The sequence below is a fragment of the Streptosporangium sp. NPDC004631 genome, from assembly GCF_053601935.1.
The window spans coordinates 249,408-262,682 of sequence record NZ_JBSGCR010000002.1 but is presented as its reverse complement, the minus strand read 5'-3'; the positions used below and the strand labels follow the sequence as shown (position 1 = coordinate 262,682).

The window sequence follows — 13,275 nt, the reverse complement described above, 5'->3', positions numbered from 1 at the left end:
TGTGAAACGTACCAAGCATCCAGAGACCACCGACCCTTCGCTCGGTCAGGACGACTACTCACTCGAACGGGTGCCCGACGAGGCCCGCTACTCATGGTGGTCGGTGGCGACCCAGAGGTTCGGTCAGCTCTCCGCGCTGGCTCAGTTCCTGCTGGGCGCGACGCTGGGGATGGGCATGACCTTCTGGCAGGCCGTGCTCGCGATCACCCTGGGATCGGTGCTGCTGGAGATCGTCACGATCTTCGTCGGCATCGCGGGGGTCCGCGAGGGGCTGTCGACGTCGGTGCTCGCGCGGTGGACCGGTTTTGGCCGCAAGGGGTCGGCCCTGATCGGCCTGACGATCGCGATCAGCCTGATCGGCTGGTTCGGAGTGCAGAACGCGGTGTTCGCCGAGGGGCTGCACTCCCTGGTGGGGGGCCTGTCGGTACCGGTCTGGTCGCTTGTCGGCGGGATCGCGGTCACCGCGATCGTGGTGTTCGGCTTCCGCGGCATGGCGTGGACCGCCTATGTGACGGTGCCCGCCTTCCTGGTGCTGGCCGCGTGGGCGGTCTGGCATGAGCTGTCCCGGCACTCCCTCGGCGAGCTTCTCGCGTCCGAACCGGCCGGACAGCCGTTGTCGCTGGCGGCCGGGGCGACACTGGTGGCCGGTGGGTTCATCGTCGGCGCGGTGATGACCCCGGACATGACCCGCTACAACCGCACGACCGCCGATGTGATCAAGCAGACGGTGATCGGGGTGACGCTGGGCGAGTACGTGGTGGGCCTCAGCGGCGTGCTGCTGGCTCACGCGGTACGGACCTCCGACATCGTGGCGATCATCACCACGACCAGCGGGCTGCTGGGCACGATCGTGCTGATCGCGTCCATCGTGAAGATCAACGACTGGAATCTGTACTCCTCCACGCTGGGACTGGTCAACGTCGTCGACGTGCTGACCGGCTGGAAGATCGGCCGGGGTCAGATCACGATCTTCGTCGGCATCGTGGGCTCGATACTGTCGGCGACCGGGATCCTGGGACATTTCATCGGCTTCCTGACCTTCCTCGGGATCCTGATCCCGCCGGTGGCCGGCATCATGATCGCGGAATACTTCGTGGTACGCGCCTGGCGGGCGGACCTGGAGCTGTCGCGGGCCCGGGGAGGGCTCCCGGCCGACGCTCCGGAGTGGGTGCCGGCCAGCCTGGTGGCCTGGCTGGCCGGCTCACTCGTCGGCCACTTCGTCCAGATCGGCATCCCGGCGATCAACGCGCTGGCCGTGGCCTTCCTCGGCTATGTCGTGCTGGGCAGGCTGGGGCTGGTCCGCCGGGACACCCTGAGGGTCACGGTCACCGCACCCGCCGACGCCGGGCTGGTGAAGCCCGGCGCGGAGGGTTAGGCCACATCCCGGGTGGAGCCGCGCGGGAAGGTTCGCGGGGCGGCTCCCCCCGGTTCCGAACAGCCGATCCAGCGTCGTGACGAGCTCCGGTGCCATGAACTTCAGCGTCATGAGCTCCGGCGTCATGTGAAGGATCCGGCGCCATAAGGAGGATCTGTGCATATCGGCATTGACGTGGGCGGTACGAACACCGACGCGGTCTTGATGAGCGGTGACACCGTACTGGGCTCGGTGAAGAGCCCGACCACGGCGGATGTGACCGAGGGGGTCGTCGCCGCCTTGGCGGCCCTCGCCGGGGAGCGGCCGTTCGACCCGGGCGCCATCGAGGCGGTGATGATCGGCACCACGCACTTCACCAACGCGGTCATCGAGGCGCGCGGCCTGGCTCCCACCGCGGCCGTCCGGCTGGGCCTGCCGGCCGCCGCCGGACTGCCGCCGCTGACCGACTGGCCACAGCGGCTGCGGTCGGCGGTCGGCGACCACGTGTATCTCTGTCACGGCGGCCACGAGTTCGACGGCCGGGAGATCTCGGCCCTGGACCCCGGCGAGCTCCACCGGGTGGCGGACGACCTGGCGGGCAAGGGGGTGGGGACGGTCGCCATCTCCTCGATCTTCTCTCCGGTCAACCACGAGATGGAGCTGGAGGCCGCCGCCCTGCTGACCGCCCGGCTGCCGTCGCTGAAGATATCGCTCTCCCACGAGATCGGCAGGATCGGCCTGCTGGAGCGGGAGAACGCGACGGTCGTCAACGCGAGCCTGCTGGAGGTCGCCGACCACATCACCGGCGGGTTCACGGCGGCGCTCAAGGCCGCCGGGCTGGACGTGCCGCTGTATCTGTCACAGAACGACGGCACGCTGATGGACGTGGAGTTCGTCCGGCGCTACCCCGTCATGACCTTCGCGGCCGGCCCCACCAACTCGATGCGGGGGGCCGCGCTCCTGTCGGACCTGACCGACTGCGTGGTGGTGGACGTCGGCGGCACCACCACCGACGTCGGCGTCATCGTCGCCGGGTTCCCCCGCCCCGCGACGACGGAGGTCGACATCGGCGGGGTGCGGACCAACTTCCGGATGCCCGACGTCATGTCGATCGGCATCGGCGGCGGCAGCGTCGTCGACCTCGGCGACGGCCGGGTCGAGGTCGGGCCGCGGAGCGTCGGCTTTCAGCTGGGCCTGCGGGCCCGTGTCTTCGGCGGGGACACGCTCACCGCCACCGACCTCGCGGTCGCGGGCGGTCTCGTCGACCTGGGCGACCCCGCGCGGGTGGCGGCGCTGAGCGGGGAGACCGTCCGCCGGGGCCTGGACCGGATCACCACGCGCGTGGCGGAGACCGCCGACATGATGCGCACCTCCGCCGAGCCGATCCCCGCCGTTCTGGTGGGCGGCGGAAGCGTGCTGCTCCCCGATCGGCTGCCGGGGTTCGACAAGGTGGTCCGGCCCGGCCACTTCTCGGTCGCCAACGCCATCGGCGCGGCCATCGCGCAGGTCGGCGGGGAGGTCGACAAGATCGTCGCAGTGGGCCGGCGGTCCAGGAAGGCCATCATCGAGCAGGCCGAGAGCGAGGCCGTCGAGAAGGCCGTGCTCGCCGGAGCCTCACCGGACAGTATCCGCATCGTCGAGGTCGACGAGCTGCCGATCGCCTACCTGCCCGGCAATTCGGTCCGCGTCCGCGTCAAGGCAGTGGGAAACCTCGGACTGGGGAGTAAGGCATGAGAAGGCTGATCGGCGTCGCGGACCTCTCCGACATCGCCCGCGGCGCGGCGATTCTCGGCACCGGCGGAGGCGGAGACCCCTACCTGGGGCGGCTGCTCGCCGAGCGGGTGCTGCGCGAGCGCGGCCCGGTGTCACTGGTGGCACCCGCGGATGTGCCCGACGACGCCGTCGTGGTGATGACCGGGATCATGGGGGCGCCCACCGTGATCGTGGAGAAGCCCCCGGCCGGGCCGGAGTTCCGGAACGCCCTGGAGTCTCTGCAGGCGGTGCTGGGAAGGACCGTCACCCATGTGGCCTGCCTGGAGGCCGGCGGCCTGAACTCGATGACGCCCATCGTCACCGCCGCCGAGACCGGTCTGCCGCTGATCGACGGCGACGGCATGGGACGGGCGTTCCCCGAACTGCAGATGGTGCTGCCCACCCTGGACGGGATCTCCACCAGCCCGATGGCGATGTCCGACGAGAAGGGGAACTCGGTGGTGCTGCGCACCGTGGACAACGGCTGGTCGGAACGGCTGGCCCGGTCGGCCACCGCCGACATGGGGTGTTCGGCCTCCATCGCGCTCTACCCGATGAGCGGCGAGCAGGCGCGCTCGGCACTGGTGCCCGACACGCTGACCCTGGCACGGCGGCTGGGGGAGATCGTACGGATCTGCCGCGAACGGCACTCCGACGCCGCCCGGGCGGTCGCGGCCGAGATGGACGGCGCCGTGCTGTTCACCGGGAAGGTGGCGGACGTCGAGCGCCGTACGGAGGGCGGGTTCGCCAGGGGTGAGGCCACCCTGCTGGGCCTGGGCGGCGACGACGGCGCCCGGCTGACCCTGTCGTTCCAGAACGAGCACCTGCTGGCGCGGCGCGACGGACGGGTCGTCGCCTCGGTTCCCGATCTGATCTGCGTGCTCAACGCCGACACCGGCGAACCGGTCACGACCGAGGCCATGCGCTACGGCTTCCGCGTCGTGGTGCTCGGACTGCCCTGTCACCCACGCTGGCGGTCGGCCGCCGGCCTGGCCCTGGTGGGCCCCCGCTACTTCGGCTACGACCACGAGTTCGTTCCGGTGGAGGAACTCGCCGCCCGCTGAACCGACCCCGACCGCTTCCGAAACAGTCATCGAACACAGAGGAGTACGTCATGGAGACCGCGATATTCGTCAAGCACGAGGGAAATCTGAGCTTCACCGTGGGGAACGGCCGGGCCGAGGTCGCCACGGAGTGGGGCGCCGTCGAGGGGAGGTGGATGGCCACCGAGCTCTTCCTCAGCGGTCTGGGCTCCTGCATGCTCGCGACGCTCGTCGACTACGCCCAGAGCCAGGGCATCGACGTCGACGGCGCCCGCGTCGACGTCGCGGCGGAGAGCGTGCCCCGCCCGGTGCGCTTCGGTGCCGTCCGGGTCACCTACACCCTCCCCGCCGGACTCACCCAGCCCCAGGTCGACGCGCTGGTCCGTGCCGGAAACCGATGCAAGGTGCACCAGACGATCGAGAACCATCCCGAGTTCACCGTGCGGGTCGACCTCATGCAGGACGTGACAGGATCCTGAGCCCCCTCTTCCGCCGCGGCCTCAGCGGAGCTAGCCCGCGATCGTGCAGTGCAGGCTTCCGTCGCAGCGGTAGCAGCAGACCAACCTGAGCGCCCCGGACCCCCGGTACTCACAGTCCGGCGGGATACACGCCCCCGCCGTCGCGTGCCGCAACAGGGAGTCGAGAATTCGATTGATCATGTTGTGCTCCTCAGATGGTGATACCAGCAGGATCCGGTCGGTATCCAGTGGCTTGGAGGGTGAACAATCTGGCGTAGGTGCCGCCCTGGGCCAGCAGGGTGGCGTGGTCTCCGATCTCGGCGATCCGGCCGTTCTCGAAGACCACGATCCGGTCCGCGTCGCGGAGGGTGCCGAGCCGGTGGGAGATGAGCAGGCTGGTACGGCCGGCCCGGCGCTCCCTGAGCCGGGTGTGGATGTCGTGCTCGGCTTCGGCGTCCAGGCCGGAGCTGGGCTCGTCAAGGATCAGCAGGTCCTGCTCGGCGCTCAGGAACGCCCTGGCCAGGGCGACCCGCTGCCACTGGCCGCCGGAGAGCAGCACTCCGGTCTTCGGGTCGTCCTTGTCGCCGTTGCTGAAGAAGAGCCGGCTGAGCATGGTGTCGTACCCCTGCGGCAGCTCGGCCAGCACGTCGTGAACGCCGGCGCCGAGGGCGGCGGCGGCGATCCGGCCGGGGGCGTCCAGCGCGGCCAGATCGCCCACGGCGATGTTCTCCGCGGCGGTCAGCTCGTAGGACATGTAGTCCTGGAACACCGCGCTCAGCCGCCGGCGGAGTTCGGTCACCGGCACGTCGCGGATGTCGACGCCGTCCCAGAGCACGCTGCCCCTGGTCGGGTCGTAGAACCTGCACAGGAGCTTGACCAGGGTGCTCTTGCCCGCGCCGTTCCGCCCGACCAGGCCGACGGCCTCGCCACGCCGGATGAACAGGTTGACCCCGCGCAGCACCCAGGGCTGGTCGGCGTCGTAGCGGAACCAGACATCCCGCAGCTCGATCCCCATGCGCAGCTCCGGCAGCGGCGCCGGGCGCCGGGCCGCCGGAGGCGGCAGGTCGGACTCCGCGTCGATCACCGCCGTGTAGTGCCCGAACATGAGCAGCTGCTGGTGACCGTCGGCCAGCGACTCCACCAGGCTGGACAGGGCGCCCTGCACCCCGACCACGGCGGCCACGAACATCGACACGTCTCCCACGGAGAGCGTGCCCCGCCCGGCGGCCAGCACCGCCCAGATCAGTCCGGCCCCGGCCACCGCGGCGCTGAGCACCGCCAGCGCGCCCTGCACCCCGAACTCTCGCCCCTCCTGCCGGTGGCGTTCGGCGTCGGCTCCGCGCCGTTCACCGAGCATCCGGTCGCGCAGGAAGTCGCCGATGCCGAACAGCCGGACCTCCTTGGCCGCCTCAAGGCTGGAGAGCAACCTCTCGTAGAAGAACTCGCGGCGGTGCGCCGAACTGATCACCCACATGCCCGCCGCCTGCCGTCGCGACAGCGCCAGCTGGGCGAGGAGCGCGGGGAAGGCCGCCACCACGACGACCACGGTCATCAGCGGGCTGACCACCAGCAGCGCCCCGAAGAAGCCGATCGCGGTCAGCGCCCCGCCGGCGATGCGCAGACCGCCCCCGACGAGCAGGGCCGGGGCCTGTGTCCCCGAGCTCTGCGCCATCCGCAGCCGATCCTGGAACACCGGATCCTCGAACCGGGCCAGGCCGCCGAAGGAGTTCACCGCGGCGTAGAGCCGGTCCAGGGTGCGCAGCCCGACGGCCCGGTTCAGCCGGCCTCGCACGTACTGCGCGGCCGACGGCAGCAGCGCGGCCACGAGCCCCACCGCGGCAAGGCCGACGGCCAGCGCGAGCACGGCCGGGATACCCGAGCCCACCAGCCGGTCGAGCACCAGCCTGGTCAGCCACGCGGTGGCCACCGGCGCGGCGGCGGTGGCCACCGTCAGCAGGGTCAGCGTGACGAGGGCTCCGGGGGCGGCCCGCCACGCCAGACCCGCGACACTCCGCAGTGCGGTGACCGCCCCGCGCGGTGTCACCTTCTCGACGGTGTCCTTCTGGCCGCCCTCCTTCCGATTCATCATGTGCGCGCTCCTCGGTGACGGCCGGATATCTGGATCGAGAATCTCAGCCGCCGCTGTTCGGCGGCTATGCGACCTTGGGGGTTTCGCATAGCGGACGCACAGCGGCCCAATAGCGGCGATCGCCAGACTCGATTCAGGCGCCGGATCTCAGGGCCGGCAATCAGCCGGCGAACATTCAGGCGCCCTATCACTCGCGAAACAAAGGAGTACGGAATGGCCAGGCTACTTGACCGAATGCTCGACTCCCTGCTGCCCGGCGAGACGGCGGGCGCGTGCGTCGCCCCCGACTGCCAGTGGCTCTCCTACGAATGGGGAGGCAGGGTCGGGGTGCTCTGGTGCTGCTACCGATGCAACGGCAGCATCTACTGCCCCTGATCCACCGGGCCGGCCCAAGACGGCCGAGCGGGGGCCGTCACCCGAAAACCACCACGGGGAGTACCGATGTCCAAAGTAATCGACCACGTGCTCGACCTCATGCTGCCGCAGGCGTCCGCGGGGGCGTGCGTCCCCCCGGACTGCCAGGTCATGGGCGGTCCCGCCACCGGAAGCCAGAACCCCGGCAAGCTCTGGTGCTGCTACCGGTGCAACGGCACCCTCTACTGCGTCTGACGCGCGGGGCGGACATCCAGCCCAGGGCCGTTGATCATACGTTCCCGGCCTGAGCTGGACCGGGGTCCGGGACATGGAGATCCCGGGCCCCGGGCGGCGGCCCGGGGCGACCGAGGGGAGGAACGGCATGACCTATATCGCATTCGGGGTCCGAGTGTTCTTCGGGGCGCTTTTCCTGATAGCGGCGGCCACGAAAACACGCAGGCGTGACGCGTGGCGTTCCCATCTCGTCTCGGTCGCCGGGCTGACCACACTCAAGCGGGGCGGAAGAATTCGCGCCGTCGCGATGGCCGCGGTCACCGGCGAGGCGGCCGTACCGATTCTCATGCTTTTCCCCACGACGACCCCGTGGGGATTCGCACTCAGCGCCCTGCTGCTCTGCGGCTTTTCCACGGCCGCCGTTCTGACGTTACGGCGCGGCGACCGGCAGGAGTGCCGGTGCTTCGGCGGATCGGCGGAGATGATCAGCCGGGCCACCGTGGTCAGGAACGGCGCCCTGCTCGCCGTCCTGCTGTGCGGAGCCCTCGCATGGCGTTCCGCGGCGCCCATCCCCCTCGACGCGGGCTGGGCCGTACTGACCGGTGTCGTCGCCGCGACGCTGCTCGGCGCCGTCCTCTACTGGCGAGACATCGCCGACCTGGCCTTCACCACCGATTCGAGAAGCCTCCGAGGTATCCGATGAATTCCCTCGCCGTCGCGGCGGCAGCCCTGATCACCGTTCTGCTCCTGCTCGATCTCCTCCTGACCGTGGCCGTGATCCGGCGACTGAGGGACCACACCTCGCGCCTGGGCGTCCTGGAGGCGACTCCGGTACGGCGCAGCGGCCCGGTGCGCGGAGCCGCGTTCCCCGAGTTCTCGGCCGGCACGGTGGACGGTGTGGCCGTCGACCACGGGCAGTTCGAGAAGGGGCAGGTCCTGGTTGGGATCTTCGCCTCCTCCTGCGGCGCCTGCCGGGTGCACATGCCGGAGTTCCTCCGGATCGCGAAGGGGCTGCCTCGCGAGAGGGTGCTGGTGCTGGTGCTGGGCGACCCCGACGAGGGCGATGACCTGGTCCGGGCGGCCCGGGCCGCGAGCCGGGTGGTCGTCGACCCGGAGGCGAGCCAGATCTCCACGGGGCTCAACCTGCCGGGGGTTCCCATGTTCCTCGCCCTCGACAACGGCAGGATCACCGCGGTCGGCACCGAGACGGCGGACGTCGAGAAGGCCCTCGCACTACGCGCCGCCGCCCATGCGGACGCGTGAGCGACGCCCCGCCGAGGGGAGCGGGCGGTGACTCTGATCGCTCTCGCGGCCGTTCCGCTCGTCGCCGGTCTTCTCCTGGTCGTGGCCCGGACCCGCCTGACGGTCCTCACGGTGCAGGGCTCCAGCATGTCCCCGAGCCTGCTGGACGGTGATCGGGTCCTGCTGTTGCGCTCGCGCAGACTGCCGAGACGGGGGGCGATCGTCGCCGTGCGGACGACGGGCCTGTACGGCGACCGGCCGGCGGACCTCGCCGCGGAGCTACCGGATCTGATGGTCAAGCGCCTGGTCGCGGTCGCCGGGGACCCGTGCCCTCCGAACCGGGCCGGCTCGGCCGAGCGCGTGCCCGCCGGGCGGGTGTTCCTCCGCGGCGACAACCGGAGAAGCCTCGACTCTCGGGCGTGGGGCACGATTCCGCGGGAGCGCGTGATCGGCAGGGTCATAAGAAAGCTCTGAGGGGCCACGCGGCCGGGCGACGCGGAACGCGCACCCGCGCGTTCGCCGCCGGGCGGACAACCGCCGTACGCACAGCCGTGCGCACGGCGGGCGTATGGGCCGCCGCGTAGGCCGACCTCTCACGCTGGACCGAGCCGCTCCCATCACGGCTCGGCCGGAACACGACGCGAACGGGAGGAGGTGATCGATTTGAAGATCGAGATCAGGCACATCGAGGACGTGCGCCTTACGCACAACTGCGCCCCGGACACCTGCTCGTAGGGGCGGGCCGGATGGTGTGCGGTGCCCCGCCGTAACGGCGGGGCACCGTCGCGAACGTGAAGGGGAATCCAGGTGGAGACAGGGCTCAACGACCGCGTCGCGCGCATCACGGTCACCCATGACGGTGACGCGTATGTGCTCGGCCGCCCGGATCTCCGTATCTACGTCGCGGTTCCCGAGGCCGGCGCCGTGTTCGTCACCGCCCTGCAGAACGGCGCGTCGCTCGGCGACGCGATCCGGCTCGCGGGGGAGTCCGCCGGAGAGGAGGTGGACGGGGACGACTTCCTCTCCGGGCTCGACGGCGCCGGACTGCTGACCCCGGCCGGTGAGGGGGGCCGGGCGCACCACGGCCGCCCCGTCTCCTGGATCGAGGGGGTCGGCGCGCGATCGGTCCGGCCGCTGTTCGGCCGCACCGCGTGGACCCTCTACGCGCTCGCCACGACCTTCGCGGCCGGGGTGCTCGCGGTACGCGGGGATCTGCGGCCGACCGCCGAGGACCTCTGGTTCCTCACCGACCCCGTCCTGTCGGTCCTCGCCTACATGCCGGTCGGTCTGCTCCTGGGTGCCGCACACGAGGCGTGGCACTGGCTGGCGGGCCGCGCGGTCGGCGTCCCGGCCACCTTCCGGATCAGCCACCGCGGCGTCTACCTGGTGTTCGAGTCGGATCTGACCCAGCTCGTCGCGATCCCCCGGAACAGGCGTTACGGGGCGTTCCTCGCGGGCATGGCGTTCGACGCGACGGTGCTCGCGACGGCGCTGGGGCTGCGGCTGCTGTACCGGGAGGAGTTTCTGCAGTTGCCGGGTGTCCTCGACCGCTTCCTCGGGGTGGTCGTACTGCAACAGGTGCTGGGCATCGTGTGGCAGTGGGCGGCCGTGCCCCTGCGCAGCGACGGGTACGCGGTGCTCGCCAACGCCCTGCGCTGCCACAACCTCTACCGGACCACCTGGCTGGTGGCGAAGGGCCGGCTGCTGCGGCTCACCTCCGCCGAGGAGGCCGAACTGGCGTCCGCCGGCGACCACGACCGGCGAGTGGCCCGGTGGTTCGCACCGGTACACGTTCTGGGAGTTCTCACGATGACCTGGATGTTCCTTCACTTCGCGGTGCCCTACATCATCGCGATGACCACGTGGGTGACCGCCAACGTGGCGAGCGCGGCGGTCGACACGACCGCGTTCTGGGCCTCCCTCTGCGCGCTGGCGTATCTCGCGGCGCTGTACGGCCTCCCACCGCTGCTGGCGGTGCGGGAACGGCGACTGCGCCGGCAGGGGAGGCTGCGGTGAACCGGCGGCTGTTCTGGCGGGCCGGTGTGGCCGTCGTCATCCTGGCGATCGTGGCCGCGCTGGTGAACGACCAGTGGGGTGCGATCGTCGGCAGAACGGTCGGCTCCAAGGCCGCCGCCGGGAAACGGGGCCCGGAACCCTGCCTGCCCGGCACGCGGGTGCCGGTCATCGCGAGCCCGCACATCCCCTGGAAGGAGGCGGAGTCGACGACCTACAACTCGAACCCGCCCACCTCCGGCCCGCACTTCTCCTTCGCCCTGGCCCCCGGAATCTACGACAGCCCCGTCCCCGACGGCCTGACGGTGCACGCGCTCGAACACGGCCATGTCGCGATCCTCTACGCCGCCGACACCCCGCTGAGGACGGTCCAGGAGCTGCGCTCGATCGCGAAACGCCATGCGCGCGACGTCGTCCTGGCCCCGTACGCCGGACTGCCGCACGGCCTGGCCCTGACCGCCTGGGGGCGGATCGACCGCCTCGACACGTTCGACGGCCCTCGTGTCGTGCGCTTCGTCGAGCGGTTACACGGCAGGTACGACCACGAGTGGACCAGGCCCGAGCAGTGCTGAACGGCGGAGGGCCGTGGGTCATCGCCGCGTCGCCGGGCGCGTTCCCCCGGTAACGGACAACGCGCGGCATCCGCTCGCGGGGGAGGGGGCGGCGAGATCCTCGCCGTACCGTCCGCGGTGCGCCTCCTCGGCCGGCGCGAGCCGGCGGCCCAGCGCCCGGTTGACCGCGGCGGCCCGTTCCGTCTCCGGCTCCTCGTCGAACGCGCGTTCCCTGGCGAAGAGCCGGACGAGGTCGTGGAAGCGGTAACGCGCCCATCCGCCGCCGTCGCGCCCGACCACCTTCAGGAGTTGCGCGTCCACCAGGTTCTCGATCAGATCCTGCCCGGAGGCCAGATCACCGTCCAGTACGGCCGCCGCCGTCCAGGGGGCGAACTCGGGGGTGCCGAGCAGGCTCAGCCGCCGGAACAGGGTGGCCTCCGCGGGGCCGAGGCCCCGGTAGCTCTGCGCGAAGGCGGTCCTGATCCGCGTCTCCCCCAGGCTCAGCTCGTCCAGGCGGCGCCGCTCGTCGGCCAGCCTCGCCGTCAGGTCGCGGACCGTCCAGTGTGGCCTGGACGTCATGCGGGCGGCGGCGATCCGCAGCGCCAGGGGCAGGTGGCCGCACGTGTACGCCAGTGCCGCGACGGCGTCCGGCTCGGCCGCCGCCCGGGAGCGGCCGATGATCCGGGTCAGGAGTGCGGTGGCCTCGTCGGGGGTGAGGACGTCGAGGTTCAGCGGCCGGGCGCCGTCCCGGGCGACGAGACCGCCGAGCCGGTCGCGGCCCGTGACGAGGACGAGACTGCCGGGGCCGCCGGGCAGCAGGGGGCGGACCTGGCCGGGGCCGCCGGCACCGTCGAGGAGGATCAGCATCCGCCTGTCACAGGTCAGTGTCCTGTACATGTCGGCGGCCTCCTCGGGGTCGGCCGGGATCCGGTCGGCGGGCACGCCCAGGGCGCGCAGGAACCTGGCCAGGGCGTCGGCGGGACGCACCGGCGGGGTGGCCGAGTGGCCGTGCAGGTTGACGTAGAGCTGGCCGCCGGGGAACCGGTCGCGCACCCGGTGCGCCCAGTGCAGGGCCAGTGCGGTCTTTCCGACCCCGCCGGCCCCGGTGATCGTGGTGACGGTCACCGCTGCCCCGGTCCGTCCGGGGCCGGGAAGCGACTCGTCGAGCCACTCGATCTCGGCCGCCCGGCCGACGAAGTCCTGCGTGGCCGCGGGGAGCTGCGCCGGTCTCGCGTCGGCGACGGCACCGCGTCCGGGCTCAGGCCCGGTGCCGGTGCCAGGGCCAAGGCCGGGGACAGAGCCGGGGCCGGGGCAGGGATCAAGATCGGGGCCGGGATCGAGATCGGGCGCGGAAACGGTGCCGGGGGTGGGGGCGTCGTTCTGCGGCGAACGGTGGTCCAGGGCGGGATCGCCGCGCAGGATCGCCAGCTCAAGGTCGGCGAACGGCCTGCTCGGGTCCAGCCCCTGCTGGTCGGCGAGGGCGTCGCGCAGGTCGCGCGCGGCGCGCAGCGCGTCGGGCCGCCTGCCGCAGCGGTACAGCGCGAGCATCATCTGCCCGCAGAGCCGCTCGCGCAGCGGGTTCGCCTCCACCACGGCGGCGAGCTCACCGGCCAGCTCGTCGTGCCGGCCCAGGGAGAGTTCCGCGTCGGCGAGGCGCTCGAACGCCGCCAGCCGCTGCTCGTCCAACCGTAACCGGGTGCCGGCGGCGTAGGCGGCGGTCACGTCGGCGAGCGCGGATCCCCGCCACAGATCCAGGGCGGCCCGCAGGTGCCGGGCACAGGCGCCGGGGTCTCTCGTCTCCTCGGCGCGGGCCTCGGCCGTCAGGGCGGTGAACCGGTCCAGGTCGAGACAGCCCGGTTCCGGGCGGATCACGTATCCGGCGGGCTGGGTCAGCAGCACCTCGTCCGTCCTCTCCTCGCGGAGCAGGCGGCGGATCGCCGAGATCGACGCCTGGATCTGCGTGCGGGCGGTATCCGGCGGCGCGCCTCCCCACAGCGCCTCGACGAGCCGCTCGGCCGGAACCACCTGCCGGGCGTGGAGCAGCAGATAGGCCAGCACGGCCCGGTGCCTCGGGGCGAGCGGGGACGGCGGTCTCCCGTCCGGCGACATCTCTACCGAACCAAGGACGACAAAGCGCACAGTAGCTCCGTTCTCAACGGACCATGTTTCCGGATCGAGAAGCCAT

General features: G+C 71.5%; 14 protein-coding genes. 11 read left to right on the top strand and 3 right to left on the bottom strand.

The features are described 5' to 3' along the window. The first annotated feature begins 1 nt into the window (after position 1). The 4 genes from ACWEF2_RS02835 (at position 2) to ACWEF2_RS02820 (ending at position 4,628) form a co-directional block, all read left to right on the top strand. Positions 2-1,375 (top strand): purine-cytosine permease family protein, encoded by a 1,374-nt coding sequence (locus ACWEF2_RS02835; protein ID WP_453811293.1) that lies wholly within the window; start codon positions 2-4, stop codon positions 1,373-1,375. 156 nt (positions 1,376-1,531) lie between these two features. Next, positions 1,532-3,088 carry a hydantoinase/oxoprolinase N-terminal domain-containing protein gene (locus ACWEF2_RS02830; RefSeq protein ID WP_453811292.1) on the top strand — a complete coding sequence of 519 codons (1,557 nt, stop codon included), beginning with the start codon at positions 1,532-1,534 and terminating at the stop codon, positions 3,086-3,088. Further along, positions 3,085-4,170 (top strand): DUF917 domain-containing protein, encoded by a 1,086-nt coding sequence (locus ACWEF2_RS02825; protein WP_453811291.1) that lies wholly within the window; start codon positions 3,085-3,087, stop codon positions 4,168-4,170. The genes ACWEF2_RS02830 and ACWEF2_RS02825 overlap by 4 nt, the downstream gene beginning before the upstream one ends. A gap of 50 nt (positions 4,171-4,220) precedes the next feature. Beyond that, a complete protein-coding gene (locus ACWEF2_RS02820) occupies positions 4,221-4,628 on the top strand; it encodes an OsmC family protein (RefSeq protein WP_453811290.1) in 408 nt (135 codons plus the stop codon). 30 nt (positions 4,629-4,658) lie between these two features. Here ACWEF2_RS02820 and ACWEF2_RS02815 read toward each other — a convergent pair whose 3' ends face one another. Together ACWEF2_RS02815 and ACWEF2_RS02810 are read right to left on the bottom strand one after the other, a co-directional pair. Then, positions 4,659-4,808: a hypothetical protein gene (locus tag ACWEF2_RS02815; protein ID WP_453811289.1), complete on the bottom strand. Its 150-nt coding sequence runs from the start codon at positions 4,806-4,808 to the stop codon at positions 4,659-4,661. A 10-nt stretch (positions 4,809-4,818) separates the two neighbouring features. Next, the gene (locus tag ACWEF2_RS02810) at positions 4,819-6,696 is read right to left on the bottom strand and encodes an ABC transporter ATP-binding protein (RefSeq protein ID WP_453811288.1); all 1,878 of its coding nucleotides are present in this window, start codon (positions 6,694-6,696) and stop codon (positions 4,819-4,821) included. Between the two features lie 213 nt (positions 6,697-6,909). Here ACWEF2_RS02810 and ACWEF2_RS02805 point away from each other — a divergent pair, with 213 nt between their 5' ends. From ACWEF2_RS02805 to ACWEF2_RS02775, 7 genes are all read left to right on the top strand, one after another. Further along, positions 6,910-7,071, top strand: coding sequence for a hypothetical protein (locus ACWEF2_RS02805; RefSeq protein WP_453811287.1), 162 nt, complete (start codon positions 6,910-6,912; stop codon positions 7,069-7,071). A 66-nt stretch (positions 7,072-7,137) separates the two neighbouring features. Beyond that, complete coding sequence (locus ACWEF2_RS02800; RefSeq protein ID WP_453811286.1) at positions 7,138-7,305, top strand: hypothetical protein; 168 nt, start codon at positions 7,138-7,140, stop codon at positions 7,303-7,305. 127 nt (positions 7,306-7,432) lie between these two features. Further along, positions 7,433-7,987 carry a MauE/DoxX family redox-associated membrane protein gene (locus ACWEF2_RS02795; RefSeq protein ID WP_453811285.1) on the top strand — a complete coding sequence of 185 codons (555 nt, stop codon included), beginning with the start codon at positions 7,433-7,435 and terminating at the stop codon, positions 7,985-7,987. Then, on the top strand, positions 7,984-8,547 hold the full coding sequence (locus tag ACWEF2_RS02790; protein ID WP_453811284.1) for a TlpA family protein disulfide reductase: 564 nt from the start codon (positions 7,984-7,986) through the stop codon (positions 8,545-8,547). The genes ACWEF2_RS02795 and ACWEF2_RS02790 overlap by 4 nt, the downstream gene beginning before the upstream one ends. 27 nt (positions 8,548-8,574) lie before the next feature. Then, positions 8,575-9,000, top strand: a complete 426-nt coding sequence (locus ACWEF2_RS02785) for a S26 family signal peptidase (RefSeq protein ID WP_453811283.1) — start codon at positions 8,575-8,577, stop codon at positions 8,998-9,000. 333 nt (positions 9,001-9,333) lie between these two features. Continuing rightward, the gene (locus ACWEF2_RS02780) at positions 9,334-10,542 is read left to right on the top strand and encodes a hypothetical protein (RefSeq protein ID WP_453811282.1); all 1,209 of its coding nucleotides are present in this window, start codon (positions 9,334-9,336) and stop codon (positions 10,540-10,542) included. Beyond that, on the top strand, positions 10,539-11,111 hold the full coding sequence (locus ACWEF2_RS02775) for a DUF3105 domain-containing protein (RefSeq protein ID WP_453811281.1): 573 nt from the start codon (positions 10,539-10,541) through the stop codon (positions 11,109-11,111). The genes ACWEF2_RS02780 and ACWEF2_RS02775 overlap by 4 nt, the downstream gene beginning before the upstream one ends. Positions 11,112-11,129: 18 nt before the next feature. Here the strand turns inward: ACWEF2_RS02775 and ACWEF2_RS02770 are convergent, their stop codons facing one another. Then, positions 11,130-13,229 (bottom strand): AfsR/SARP family transcriptional regulator, encoded by a 2,100-nt coding sequence (locus ACWEF2_RS02770; RefSeq protein ID WP_453811280.1) that lies wholly within the window; start codon positions 13,227-13,229, stop codon positions 11,130-11,132. Positions 13,230-13,275: the final 46 nt, after the last annotated feature.

Bases quoted from the DNA above. Each gene is read 5' to 3' on its own strand.
- ACWEF2_RS02825 (WP_453811291.1), top strand. From the start codon at position 3,085: ATGAGAAGGCTGATCGGCGTCGCGGACCTCTCCGACATCGCCCGCGGC.
- ACWEF2_RS02820 (WP_453811290.1), top strand. From the start codon at position 4,221: ATGGAGACCGCGATATTCGTCAAGCACGAGGGAAATCTGAGCTTCACC.
- ACWEF2_RS02815 (WP_453811289.1), bottom strand. From the start codon at position 4,808: ATGATCAATCGAATTCTCGACTCCCTGTTGCGGCACGCGACGGCGGGG.
- ACWEF2_RS02810 (WP_453811288.1), bottom strand. From the start codon at position 6,696: ATGATGAATCGGAAGGAGGGCGGCCAGAAGGACACCGTCGAGAAGGTG.
- ACWEF2_RS02805 (WP_453811287.1), top strand. From the start codon at position 6,910: ATGGCCAGGCTACTTGACCGAATGCTCGACTCCCTGCTGCCCGGCGAG.
- ACWEF2_RS02800 (WP_453811286.1), top strand. From the start codon at position 7,138: ATGTCCAAAGTAATCGACCACGTGCTCGACCTCATGCTGCCGCAGGCG.
- ACWEF2_RS02795 (WP_453811285.1), top strand. From the start codon at position 7,433: ATGACCTATATCGCATTCGGGGTCCGAGTGTTCTTCGGGGCGCTTTTC.
- ACWEF2_RS02790 (WP_453811284.1), top strand. From the start codon at position 7,984: ATGAATTCCCTCGCCGTCGCGGCGGCAGCCCTGATCACCGTTCTGCTC.